This window comes from Shewanella sp. SM21, from assembly GCF_025654335.1.
Lineage (GTDB): Bacteria > Pseudomonadota > Gammaproteobacteria > Enterobacterales > Shewanellaceae > Shewanella > Shewanella oncorhynchi.
Window position 1 is genome coordinate 389,551 of record NZ_JAKKRL010000001.1, and the last position, 12,918, is coordinate 402,468.

The 12,918-nt window shown below is 44.6% G+C and carries 10 protein-coding genes; 6 read left to right on the forward strand and 4 right to left on the reverse strand.

Features of this window, described 5'->3' with window-relative positions; genetic code table 11:
• Positions 1-63 precede the first annotated feature (63 nt).
• Entirely contained in the window at positions 64-414 is a 351-nt protein-coding gene (erpA, locus tag L5L94_RS01585) for an iron-sulfur cluster insertion protein ErpA (RefSeq protein ID WP_006080742.1), read from the reverse strand.
• Positions 407-1,210 carry a DUF6776 family protein gene (locus L5L94_RS01590; RefSeq protein WP_105249880.1) on the reverse strand — a complete coding sequence of 268 codons (804 nt, stop codon included), beginning with the start codon at positions 1,208-1,210 and terminating at the stop codon, positions 407-409. Before L5L94_RS01590 ends, erpA begins: the two co-directional genes overlap by 8 nt.
• Before the next feature lie 74 nt (positions 1,211-1,284).
• Here L5L94_RS01590 and L5L94_RS01595 point away from each other — a divergent pair, with 74 nt between their 5' ends.
• The 4 genes from L5L94_RS01595 to nhaD all read left to right on the forward strand — a co-directional run bounded on the left by L5L94_RS01595 (position 1,285) and on the right by nhaD (position 7,626).
• A complete protein-coding gene (locus L5L94_RS01595) occupies positions 1,285-3,009 on the forward strand; it encodes a chloride channel protein (protein ID WP_212599969.1) in 1,725 nt (574 codons plus the stop codon).
• Between the two features lie 232 nt (positions 3,010-3,241).
• Positions 3,242-4,261: an aspartate carbamoyltransferase gene (locus L5L94_RS01600; RefSeq protein WP_113940696.1), complete on the forward strand. Its 1,020-nt coding sequence runs from the start codon at positions 3,242-3,244 to the stop codon at positions 4,259-4,261.
• 26 nt (positions 4,262-4,287) lie between these two features.
• Complete coding sequence (hemL, locus tag L5L94_RS01605; RefSeq protein ID WP_105249882.1) at positions 4,288-5,580, forward strand: glutamate-1-semialdehyde 2,1-aminomutase; 1,293 nt, start codon at positions 4,288-4,290, stop codon at positions 5,578-5,580.
• A gap of 798 nt (positions 5,581-6,378) precedes the next feature.
• Complete coding sequence (nhaD, locus tag L5L94_RS01610; RefSeq protein WP_028760859.1) at positions 6,379-7,626, forward strand: sodium:proton antiporter NhaD; 1,248 nt, start codon at positions 6,379-6,381, stop codon at positions 7,624-7,626.
• 107 nt (positions 7,627-7,733) lie between these two features.
• Here the strand turns inward: nhaD and L5L94_RS01615 are convergent, their stop codons facing one another.
• Positions 7,734-8,819: a general secretion pathway protein GspB gene (locus L5L94_RS01615; protein WP_263160847.1), complete on the reverse strand. Its 1,086-nt coding sequence runs from the start codon at positions 8,817-8,819 to the stop codon at positions 7,734-7,736.
• The gene (locus tag L5L94_RS01620; protein WP_263160849.1) at positions 8,819-10,492 is read right to left on the reverse strand and encodes an ExeA family protein; all 1,674 of its coding nucleotides are present in this window, start codon (positions 10,490-10,492) and stop codon (positions 8,819-8,821) included. Before L5L94_RS01620 ends, L5L94_RS01615 begins: the two co-directional genes overlap by 1 nt.
• Positions 10,493-10,670: 178 nt before the next feature.
• Here L5L94_RS01620 and L5L94_RS01625 point away from each other — a divergent pair, with 178 nt between their 5' ends.
• A complete protein-coding gene (locus tag L5L94_RS01625) occupies positions 10,671-11,921 on the forward strand; it encodes a multifunctional CCA addition/repair protein (protein WP_263160851.1) in 1,251 nt (416 codons plus the stop codon).
• A gap of 233 nt (positions 11,922-12,154) precedes the next feature.
• Complete coding sequence (locus L5L94_RS01630) at positions 12,155-12,421, forward strand: Lpp/OprI family alanine-zipper lipoprotein (protein WP_006080732.1); 267 nt, start codon at positions 12,155-12,157, stop codon at positions 12,419-12,421.
• Positions 12,422-12,918 lie beyond the last annotated feature (497 nt).

The window sequence follows — 12,918 nt, forward strand, 5'->3', positions numbered from 1 at the left end:
TTTTGATCTCACTCCACGCCTAATAAAGATGCAAAGTTAGTCATCATTAAACAGAAAAACTTTTTACACAGAGAAACTGGCACCACAGCCACAAGTTGTGGTTGCGTTAGGGTTTTTCACGAAGAAGCGAGAACCTTCCAGTCCTGAAGTGTAATCCACTTCACCACCGACCAAATATTGTAGGCTCATAGGATCGACAACCAAAAGAACGCCTTGTTTTTCTATCGTAAAATCGCCGTCATTGACCTTTTCATCAAAGGTAAAGCCGTACTGAAATCCAGAACAACCACCACCAGTCACATAGACTCGTAGCTTAAGTGCAGGATTTTGCTCTTCTTCCAGCAAACCTTTCACCTTAGCGGCTGCCGCATCGGTAAATTGGATTGGCATTGCTGTATCAGCTTGATCAGTCATTACTACCTCTTACATCAGTTTTCTGGGGCAAATTATCCTTTACCTGACTGTTTTGTTCAAGTATTACCCGTGGTTCTTTTTCACCCTGTAATAACTCAGGGGCACTATAGACATGTTCGGTCTGCGAATTCTTAGTCCAGCGGCTCGAAGGCACCAGCACTTTGACTTTCACTTGTTGTAAATTAAAGCCAGCAGGAACAGTAACCTTGGTATCTATGACTTGAAAATAACGAAAATCAAATTCCAACTTAGAACCCGTGAGTTTGTTCACACTCAAGCTAACAGATTTGCCATCTTGCACACCAATGAGCGTCAATTCAGTTCGACCTTGAATAGCTTGCTTACGCTTTTGCAACTGAGTCAACACCAACTTGAGATGATATTCATCGGCCAAAGCGCCCGGCGTCATTTCAAGTCCGTGAATAGCGACACCTTCAGCATTATCATCCGGTGTCATAATGCTGCGGTAAAACGCCAGCTCATGTTCCAATTCTTTTTGCTTTTTCATTTGCTGGCCAAACATTTCTTGCATTTGGGTATTAGCCTCTCGCTCGACGGACAGCTCTAAATTTCGGGTTGCAAGTAGTTGGGTCTGTGCCTCTAACTCAGCGGTCAAGCGTTGAGTCTTGCTGCTGATATGCTTAACAACAGGCTCATCGCTGCTTAATAGCAGAAAACTTATCCAAGCCCCAAAAAGAATAGAAACTAACACTAAAAGCGATAAATATACTGAAGATGGACGATACTTAAGATCCATCACTTGCAGCCGATCTAGCCAACGATGATAATTTGGCATTAGGTAACAGCCCCTTATATAAAATACAATCAACTCAAGAACGAGTTCGATACAATACAACTCAGGTCAATGTAGTGCAATTAACGATAAATAAAGTCGCTATCCAACATGCCATCGTCACAGCCAAAAAGTATTTAACCAATGAGCTACGTGACCATTTATCTCAAGCCCGCATCAGTGCACAGCTGTGCATACTGGCACTGTTATTTGCTATTTTTGCATCCTGTGTGATCTTACTGTTTCGACTCTTGCTCGTTTGGGCTAATCATTACACCCAAATACAGGCGCTGGATTTTACGGGGAACGTCGCCGACTGGCGAGCCCTGTTACCCCTTTTAGGCGCAATATTAATTTGGATAGTGGCGAAGTTGGGCTCCAAACGCTACAAACGTATGGGAATAGCCTATGTGTTACATAGAGTTAAACTGCATTATGGTAAAATCCCCCTACAATCCGCCGCTGGGCAATTTTTTCAAGCACTCTTTGCCCTAGGCACAAATTTCTCAGTCGGCCGTGAAGGTCCTGCCATTCATCTGGGTGCTGTCAGCGCCAGTTTTCTCGCTGAAAAATTCAATCTTCCCGATAATAGCGTACGCATCATGTGTGCCAGTGGCATTGCAGCAGGGATTGCCGCCACTTTTAACGCGCCCTTAGCGGCGGTGATTTTTGTACTCGAAGTGATAGTTCGTGAATATAAAATCCATTACTTTTTCCCGATTATGCTATCAGCAATTTGTGGCGCAGTTTCAAGCCAACTGGTGTTTGGTAATGTGCACGAATTTGACCGTATTCAAGTGATCCACATTCCCTTAGACCATTACCCTATTCTCGCCATTGGCGGCGTGGTATTAGGCTGCGCCGCGGCACTATTTAATTACTCACTCTTAAAAGTCACCGCGACGGGTCAAAACTGGCCACTCATTTACCGACTATTACTGGCGGGCAGCGTCACCACCTTAATAGGTCTAGTATTGCCACAAGCCCTTGGCACAGGCGATCTCGCTATTGGCGAAGCCATTAGCCAACATCCAAGCCTATTGCTGTTAATCGCCCTGTTATTTGCCAAAACCATCGCCACTATTGCGGCGATTGGCTTAGGTATTCCCGGTGGTTTGATTGGTCCACTTTATGGTATCGGCGCGCTGCTCGGGGCGATTTTGGCGCTGATCAGCGCTATCTTATTCCCGTCCATCGCCCCTTATGTAGGGCTTTACACTGTGATCGGCATGACAGCCATGATGGGCGTGTGTTTAAGCGCGCCGCTGGCCGCCTTAGTCGCCCTGTTAGAAATGACTAATGACGCCAGCATTATTTTACCGGCAATGTTTGTAACAATTCCGGCTTTTTTAATCGCTTATCAGGGTTTTAAGACTGACTCCATTTTCTTTAAGCAATTAGAAATTATGGGACTAGGTTATAAGGTCGCCCCCGTGAATTTAGCACTGCAGAAAAAAGGCGTGCGAGCCTTAATGGATAAACGCTTTGTTATCGTCAATAACAACGATGAATTGTTACTCGAAGTGCTAAAACGCGCCGAAGGTCGCCCTGTGCTAGTCCGCAATGCCGATGGCATTATCGAAATGCTTAGTCTTGAAATGCAATCCTATGATGACAGTACCACGCTATCACGCCATCCCATGCAAGGGCTAAGCGACAGCACCACCCTCAATGAAGTCTATTCACTATTGTCACCCAAACGCTGCGGTGAGGTGTTTATCTATCAAGATACACCAGACAATGTGGTTGGAGTGATCAGTTGGTCGAACCTACAACAGGAGATTCGTTCAGGCCAAGCCTAATATCGCTTAAAAATCTAGCCGCTATTCAACACCTAATTTTGATTCAAAACCTGAGACGGCAGATTAAAAGCTTTGGGCTTCATCGCAAAAATCTAACACAGTGGCAATGTGGCTATTTCGTTGCCCCAGTGCTTCTGCTACAATCGCGCCTCAGCCACCCTACATAACATCAGGGCAGATAAGCGCGATAATGCAGCTTAAAATGCCCCCTAGCAAATTGGAAAACAGGCTGATGAATCAGTTCGAAGGATCCCATATCCTCTCCGTAAACCAGTTAGATCTTGACTCAATCCAAACTATTTTTAATGTCGCTAGCCGAATGATGCCCTATGCACTTCGAGAGAAGCGCAATAATGTGCTCGATGGCGCCATTTTAGGTAACCTGTTTTTCGAACCCAGTACCCGTACCCGCGTGAGTTTTGGCTGTGCCTTTAACTTGCTCGGCGGCCATGTACGTGAAACCACAGGTATGGCTTCATCGTCTTTATCTAAAGGTGAATCCCTGTACGATACCGCGCGGGTGTTATCCACCTATTCTGATGTCATTGCCATGCGCCATCCAGACTCATACTCGGTCAAAGAGTTTGCTGAAGGCAGCCGCGTCCCAGTGATCAACGGCGGCGATGGTTCGAACGAGCATCCGACCCAAGCTTTGCTCGACTTATACACTATCCAAAAAGAACTCAAGTGTGCTGGCCGCGGTATCGATGGCATGCACATCGCTATGGTCGGCGACTTAAAATTTGGCCGTACTGTGCATTCACTGTCGCGCTTACTCTGCATGTATAAGAACATCAGTTTCACGCTGATTTCACCCGCAGAATTAGCGATGCCTGATTATGTGATCTCCGACATTGAAAATGCTGGCCATAGCATCAAAATAACCGACCAACTTGAAGGCCATTTAGATAAAGCAGATATTTTGTATCTCACTCGCATTCAAGAAGAACGCTTCCCTTCACAGGAAGAAGCAAATAAGTATCGCGGCAAGTTCCGCTTAAATCGCAGTATTTACACTCAGCATTGCAAATCTAACACTGTCATTATGCATCCGCTTCCAAGGGATTCACGCGCGCAAGCCAATGAGTTAGATAATGATTTGAACAGCCATCCCAATCTCGCCATCTTCAGACAGGCGGATAATGGGCTGTTAATTCGCATGGCTTTGTTTGCATTGACACTCGGCGTTGATAATCAACTCGAAAAATATGAGTGTCCGGTTAATTGGTATTCACGTAAAGCCGATCGCTAATTGGCTACAGACTTTAAGGACTAAACATGACCCGTTCCGAAGCGCTATTTGAACAGGCTAAAAAAACCATCCCCGGCGGCGTTAACTCTCCGGTTCGTGCATTTAATGGTGTAGGCGGTTCGCCCCTGTTTATTGAAAAAGCTAACGGCGCTTATATTTACGATGCCGATGGTAAAGCTTATATCGACTATGTCGGTTCTTGGGGCCCGATGATCCTCGGCCACAACCATCCTAAAATCCGTGCTGCGGTATTAGCAGCGGTGGAAAATGGCTTATCTTTTGGTGCGCCAACTGAGCTTGAAGTGCAAATGGCCGAAAAAGTCATCTCTATGGTGCCTTCTATCGAGCAAGTACGCATGGTGAGTTCAGGCACAGAAGCTACTATGAGTGCTATCCGTTTGGCACGCGGTTTTACCAATCGTGACAAGATCTTAAAATTTGAAGGCTGCTACCACGGCCACGCAGATTGCCTGTTAGTTAAAGCTGGTTCTGGCGCGTTAACGTTAGGCCAACCTAGCTCACCCGGTATTCCTGAAGATTTTGCCAAGCACACCTTAACCGCTGTGTATAACGATTTAGATTCAGTTAGAACTCTGTTCGAACAGTATCCAACTGAGATTTCTTGCATCATCATAGAGCCCGTTGCTGGCAACATGAACTGTATTCCACCTGTCCCAGGTTTCCTGCAAGGCCTGCGTGATATGTGTGATGAGTTTGGCGCGCTGTTGATCATCGATGAAGTAATGACAGGTTTTCGCGTATCACTAAGTGGTGCTCAAGGTTACTACGGCGTCACACCAGACTTAACCACACTCGGTAAAGTGATTGGTGGCGGTATGCCAGTGGGGGCTTTCGGTGGCCGTAAAGATGTGATGCAATTTATCGCCCCTACGGGTCCGGTTTACCAAGCGGGTACGTTATCGGGTAACCCCATTGCAATGTCAGCGGGTCTGGCACAAATGGAAGCCCTGTGTGAAGAAGGTCTGTACGAAGCACTGAGCGCGAAAACCAAACGTATTGCAGAAGGCTTTAAAGCGGCTGCGGATAAGCACGGTATTCCAATGGCGATCAACTATGTTGGTGGCATGTTCGGTTTCTTCTTCACAGAACAACCGGAGATCACTCGTTTCGACCAAGTGACCCAATGCAACATCGAACAGTTCCGTATTTTCTACCACGGCATGCTAGATGAAGGTGTTTACTTGGCGCCAAGTGCCTATGAAGCTGGCTTCCTGTCAATGGCTCATGGCGAAGAAGAGATGCGCTTAACCTTAGAAGCGGCAGATCGCGTATTGGCTAGCATGAAAGCGGCAAGCTAAGCCTAAGCTTTAGTATTTAAGCCGTTTAAACATAACAAAGGGACGCCAATGCGTCCCTTTGCTTTTATTCGATTTAGTTAGCTTTGTGTCGCTTTAATAACAATCAGACTTTTTAGAACCTAAAGCCGATTTAAATATTATCCCAGCCAACATGAATTGTAAGGTCAAGTGGATATGCTCAATAACGTGCTAAGGCCAACCCATCACGCCCAGCGCAATAAGTTGCTTGCCACAATATATTAACCAAACGAGTGAGCCTAAAAGCAAAATACTCCGGATAACAAATCTCATTTTCCTCTACTTCAAAAACACAATATCCAGTATTGATACCCAAACAAGCTCAAGACGCAGAATTCTGCAGGACTGAGTGCTAAGAGCACTCTACTTCCGAATGGCACTCATTCAAAAGGCAAGCATTAAAAATGCCTGCCTACATAGGCACGACAATTCAGGAATATCGACCTGAATAAAAATTAATTGAAGAATATGCAAACTAACTGCTTAGACTTTAATCGTAGATCTCACTTTTAACGCGGTAATCAAATCAAACAATACAGTTAATAACGCTACAATAATCACAATAACCAATATATAAAACTAATTAGCAACCAAAAAGCATGAGATAGACATCACAAAGAAGCATTAAATTGAGTTACAGCTAACAGTTGCGTTCTCTAGCCCATTATGTTCTGATCCGCACGCGCTAACACGGCTAGCTTAATTTAGCCTTGATATGCCCAATCTTTAGGTTGACTCAAGTCGCCCTACGACATCAAAACAGCAGTTGGAATTGCAGTTATGTTAAATACCTTTCTCATCTTACTAGCCGTGCTCGCATTGCTCAGTATTATTTTCGAAGAAGTGACCCACCTTAATAAAGCAAAAACCACCTTATTCTTTGGTTGTATCTCTTGGGTAGCGCTGTTTATGGCTGCAGGGGAACCGGCTAATGAGAAAATCGTTGCCCATCAGCTCAATGAAAATTTGCTCGAGATTGCCACACTTTGGCTCTTTCTGATGTCGACCATGACTTTCGTAGCATATTTGAATGCTAAGGGTATGATCCAAATCATGGTGCAAAAGCTGTTTCCGCAGAAAGTATCAGTGCGTATGTTAATGATCCAAGTCGCCCTGTTTGCACTCGTGCTCTCGGCATTTTGTGATAACGTCACCGCGACTTTAGTGTCTTTAGGTTTATTAACCACCTTTAAACTCGATAAGCAAATGCGCCGTAGAATGGCAGTGTTGATTATCTTCGCGGTGAACTCAGGCGGTGTGGCCCTGATCACTGGCGATGTGACGACACTGATGATCTTCTTAGCTGGACATGTGCATATGTCTGAACTGCTGATGTTATTTATTCCATCGGCCGTGAGCGTGATTTTACTGGCAACCCTGTTCTCACTCAAAGCCGAAGGTGTTGTGAGCACGACGCCAATCAAACATACTTATCAAACCGTTGATGTATTGATTGCCCTCGTCTTCTTCTGCACCATTTTAATGACCATGCTACTCAACATATTGTTTGGTATCCCGCCAGTGTTAACCTTCTTAACGGGTCTATCAATTATGTTCCTGATTGGCCATACCACGCGCAGTGATAAAGAAGAAATCAAGATCCTAGAGTATATTCGCCAAGTTGAATACGACACTCTGTTGTTCTTCTTAGGTATTTTACTGCTCGTTGGAATGCTTAAAGAAATTGGCACCTTAGACATGTTGACTGAAGCTTATACTCAGTTTAATCCAAACATCTCTAACTTCGTCACGGGTATGGGCTCAGCCTTAATTGATAACGTACCGCTAACGGCGGCATTGTTAAAAGCCAATCCAGTACTGAGTACTCCTGAATGGCTTGGCTTGACTTACAGCGTCGGAGTCGGTGGTTCACTGCTGATTATCGGTTCAGCATCAGGTATTGTTGCCATGAGTAAAGTGAAAGAACTGACTTTTGTGAGTTACTTGAAATATGTTCCCGCACTTTTCCTCTGCTACAGCGTCGGTTACGCACTGACCCTATTCTTAGCCAACAGACTGTTTGATTAAGTTGAGATTCACTAAGATCAAAAAAGGCGCCTAGTGCGCCTTTTTTATCAACTACTTATTCATTGTTACCACAAATAACCGCTAGCAGGACTTATCGTAATACCTGATTAGATTGCGGGCACCTTAAACTGGGTTCCTTGAATATCTAACACTATGTCCCTTGGACGAATAGAGATGATTTTCAGCTTACCAGCAATCATATCCCCTTCTTGTAACTCTGCACCGTCTACATTCAGCCATCTCTGGGCAGGGTCGCTGGAATAAACATGAGCAACGATATTAAATTCAGGCACTTGTAATTGCAGACCTGCAGGTAATTGGCCGTATTTCGGAATTTCATCCACAGCAGTTTTGGGGATAGGATCTAATTTAGCTTCAGTGACATTCGTCTCTGCAGCATTAACATATTCCACATCCTTTAATGCATTTTGAAAGGAAGCCACTAACTTATCTTCATCGCGACTTTTATTGGTCTCTAAACCGACATCTTCCGCCGCGGCACTAACTTGCTGACGCAGGGCTTCAAGACTCGCTAGACCCGACTCATTGGCATTAGCACCTAACATCATAGGCTGCTGTGCTTGCGTCTCTGCTGCTGGCACAACCGCTTCCTGACTTGCCGCATCGACTTGGGCTGACGTCGACATATAATCTGCGTAGCTTGAATCACTAAAACCCGAATTGCTATCACTTTGAGCCGGCATGCCAACAGAATTGGTCGTTATATTCGCGCTAGCATTCATTTGAGGCGCATTTGATACTACAGTCTCAGCCTGAAATTGCGGCGATACCGTTAGCTCGGGTAAAGTCTGCGTCCGAGGAAGCGCCACTTTCCCAGCAAGCCGAACACCTGAAGCAGCACTGGGCTCAACTTGGAGCTCAGAGGCAGCTCCTACCGTAGACTGAAGCTCATTTTTAATCGCAGTCGAAGCGGGCAATGATGAAATTGATGGCAGTACGTTAGCCACTGCCACAGTATCACTTTGGGGAGGTCGAGTTTTATCCCAAACGCTTAATCCCCAAGCCACACCAATTCCTGCGGCAACTGCAACGACTAATATAGACAGTTTTCCTATCGGCACACCCGATTTACGTGGCTGTGGATAATTCGCCCTTGGCGTCATCACAGCATCAGGTAACGGTGATTGTTGCTGTTGTTTATTGCGGGTTACGGCATCGAGTAAAATGGACATCAGCTGCGCGCCCCATCATCAGTTAACCGTGGGCCTTGCTGACTTAAATACAAATTTAATCTCACTAATGTTTGATTCCCTGCAATACCATCGGCTTTTAATCCATGCTGACTTTGGAAGGTTTTAAGATCATTTTCCAATTGCACATCAAATTGATTAACCCGACGGGGGCTACGACCATTCACATGGGCTAACGCATTCTCTAACCACTGTAATTGACCAGGACTCGATTTTTGACTGATATCCATCATAGGCAAATTAGGTGCTTGCCATAATATTTCGAAGGTGCCACTGAAATGTTGATTAAACCAAGCTCTATCAACCCAAAGTTGCTGCTCACCCAGTTGCATCAGTAATTGTTCCCCCTCTACCGCAAGCACTGCACCATAAAAATCTTGTTGCTTGTCATCAACCAAATACACGACAGCCGGATAATTAAGCCGAGTCAGTGACATCCAGTTACCCTGCTGTTGATAGCAAGCTAATCCTTGCTCAACCGCCGATTGGCAAGCCGTCAAGCCTTTATAGGGCACTTTGCCCCACACGCTAAACAAACCTGCAAAAGCAGTATCGATATTGCGACTCTGATTAATCGCCTCGTTTAACAGACGTTGATTTGGATCGGGAATGGAAGTCTGACCGCTTGGTTGATTAGTCGGTTTTACTGACTTATCAGCGACGTCTTCCCTGCCCAAGGTTTGAGCATTTAATGACGCCACATTTGTTGGCACAGACTCAGAAACCAAATTGGACGCTGGCGCCGTATTGACTGACTTATCAGTAAATAACCAATAAGACACACCAAACGCAACACATAACGCCACAGCGGTTGCTGTCGGCCACAAATACCTATTTTGAGTCGGTTCTTCTTCACCTAATACTTCAGCCGCAGCTTGCCGCACCATATGATGATCTATGGGTACCCGCGATTGTGCATAGCCTGCCATCAGTGAACGTTCACATAAAAGGTTAATTAATCGAGGGATGCCGCCACTGTATTTCTGCAAAACGTTAACGGCTTTACGGGTGAATAAAGGCTCAAACCGCCCTGCCACTTGCAAACGATGCAGCACATAGAGGGCGATTTCATCTTCATTGAGCGGCAATAAATGATAACGAGCCGTGATCCGCTGGGCTAACTGACGCAATTCTTGGCGCTTCAATAACAGCTGTAATTCCGGCTGACCGATTAAAATCACCTGCAATAACTTCTTAGTGTCCGTCTCCAAATTAGTCAGAAGACGCAATTGCTCCAGCACCTCAGGACGTAAATGCTGTGCTTCATCGATAATGAGCACGGTATTACGACCTTTGCTGTGATTCGCCAATAAAAAACGGCTCAAGTGATCAGTCAATTGCTTGAGTGTAGGATTATCGCCGTAGGAAATCTTAAGCTCATCACAAAGCGTTGCGAGTAATTCAAGCTCAGTTAACGACGGATTAAGGATAAAAGCAGTATCGGTATTGTCGGGCAATTGCCCAAGTAAACAGCGAGATACTGTTGTTTTACCCGTGCCGACTTCCCCAGTTAACAACACAAAGCCGCCCGTTTCCCCTAACCCATAGGTTAAATGGGCTAACGCCTCTCTGTGCCTATCACTCAGAAATAAATAATGGGGATTGGGTGCAATTGAAAAAGGGTTATCGCTGAGTCCGTAAAAGGCCTTGTACATACCACCAATCATCCTAATTTAAAAATAACGCCCCACGTTAAAGCGTCCCAATGTTATTGTCAAAATATCTGCAACATCAATGTGACAGATAAGTGCGCAAATATCTCACGACGACTTTATCCATCATCTTAATGAGCGTGATAAGCTATGTTCATGACACATTAGCCGAATCTTGCCTGTGAAAATATATCTCGTCGGCGGTGCTGTACGTGACAGCCTGCTCAATCTTCCCATTAAAGATAAAGATTACCTCGTCGTTGGAGCAACACCAGAACAAATGCTGCAACAGGGTTACCGCCAAGTGGGTAAAGATTTCCCCGTATTTCTACACCCCAAAAATCAACAAGAATATGCTTTAGCCCGAACCGAACGAAAAATTGGTCTGGGTTATGGTGGTTTTAGCTGCCACGCCAGCCCTGATGTGACTTTAGAGCAAGATTTGTTGCGCCGAGATCTAACCATTAATGCGATCGCCCAAGATGAAAAGGGCAACTTATATGATCCTTTTAATGGCATTGAGGATATTAACGCGCGCCTGTTACGCCATGTGTCGGATGCTTTCGTTGAAGATCCACTGCGAGTGTTACGCGTCGCCCGCTTTGCCGCAAGGTTTCATGCCTTAGGATTTCAAATTGCCGCAGAAACCCTGGCACTGATGCGTCAAATTAGCACAAGCGATGAGCTTAGCGCTTTAACGGCGGAGCGAGTTTGGCAAGAAGTTGATAAAAGTTTAGGCGGACCTCACCCAGAAGTCTTTTTTGAGGTACTGCACCAATGTGGCGCACTCGAAGTCCTGTTCCCTGAAATTCACGCCTTATTTGGCATACCTCAACCTGAAAAATGGCATCCTGAAATAGATACTGGCGTGCATACCTTAATGGTGCTCGCTCAAGCCGCACAGCTCACTGGAGATAAAAGCGTTCGGTTTGCCGCCCTAGTACATGATTTGGGCAAAGCACTGAGCCCAAAAGAGCATTTACCAAAGCATCACGGCCACGGCCAAAAAGGCTTGCCACTCATAAAAGCACTCTGTACACGTTTACGAGTACCGAATGAGGCACGCGATCTGGCGTTGCTCGTCAGCGACCAACATCAGAACGTCCATCAGGCATTCGAGCTCAGAGCCGAAACTATCGTTAAAATATTCGATAAAGCTGACTTTTGGCGTAAACCAGAGCGCTTAACGCAACTTATATTAGCTTGCACCGCAGATATGCGTGGCCGCACAGGATTTGAAAACATCCCATATCCTCAGGGAGAGTATTTAACTCAGTGCTTCACTGTCGCCAATAATGTCGATATTGCCACCATCATTGCCACTGGTTTCCAAGGCGCAGAAATAAAACAAGCCTTAAATTTACATCGAGTTGAAGCCGTCAGTCAGTTTAAACAAAAAATGCAAACAAAACTGCCGATGGATAACCAGTAATTTGTAAAGGATTTGTAAGTCGTGCATCACTGCATGGTGAATAATGCCCCTTTTTACGATTAGAAATGTCGATATCACATAGAAAAAAAGCTTTTAAAAAAAATTTATATGCCTATAGTGGTTAAACACATTAATATTCGTAGCAAATTAAAATAGCTATGTCATAATTAGGCAGTTTCGCTTACAAAGTAACGAAACATTCAAATCCAACCTATTTTAAGGGATTTTTTACAATGAACAAAAAAGTACTGATGATTGCTGGTTTAGCAATGACTGCCCTACTAGGTGGTTGCGCGAACACTACTGCTCTGGAAGAAAGCGTTGCAACTCTGGGCAACAAAGTTGATCAATTGTCAGCTGATGTTGGTTCTCTGAAATCAGAGCAAAGCAAACTGTCTGCAGACGTTAAAGATGCAAAAGCAGCATCTATGGACGCACAAGCAGAAGCTAAACGCGCAAACGACCGTTTAGACAACGTTGCTTCTCGTTACAAGAAGTAATGAAAGGTAATTTAGCTTACTATTTAGTAAGTTAAGACAAAAGGCTTAAGAAAGATGAAAGCGATAAGCACATCAATCTAAGCCTTTTTTTATACCTGCAATTCAAGATTGCCATGCAAAGAATAGCGAGTGCGGCAATACAAAATCGCTAAATTGATTTTAAACTTCCAAAGGCATGTTAAAGGCGATTCGCCTACCTCCCCCCCTAAAAGTTAGCCTTGGCATACTTCTGTATAAACGAGTGCTATCCCTCTTTTAAATAAAGTCGCGTTATTAATCTAAACTTCTCGTTTGCGTTTTTAAGCATCCCTAACAATCAGCCTCATTTATCATAAAAAATGTATTTATGGGAAATGAAAGCTATTAATTTAAAGCACAGCTATAGATAAAAAAATCGAGGCTATATGGGAAACAAAGGCAATAAGAAGGTTGTATTTGTCACTGAACAAATAGGCCTAAAGTTAAAAATAATAACACCTTCAGCCTATCCAACATAA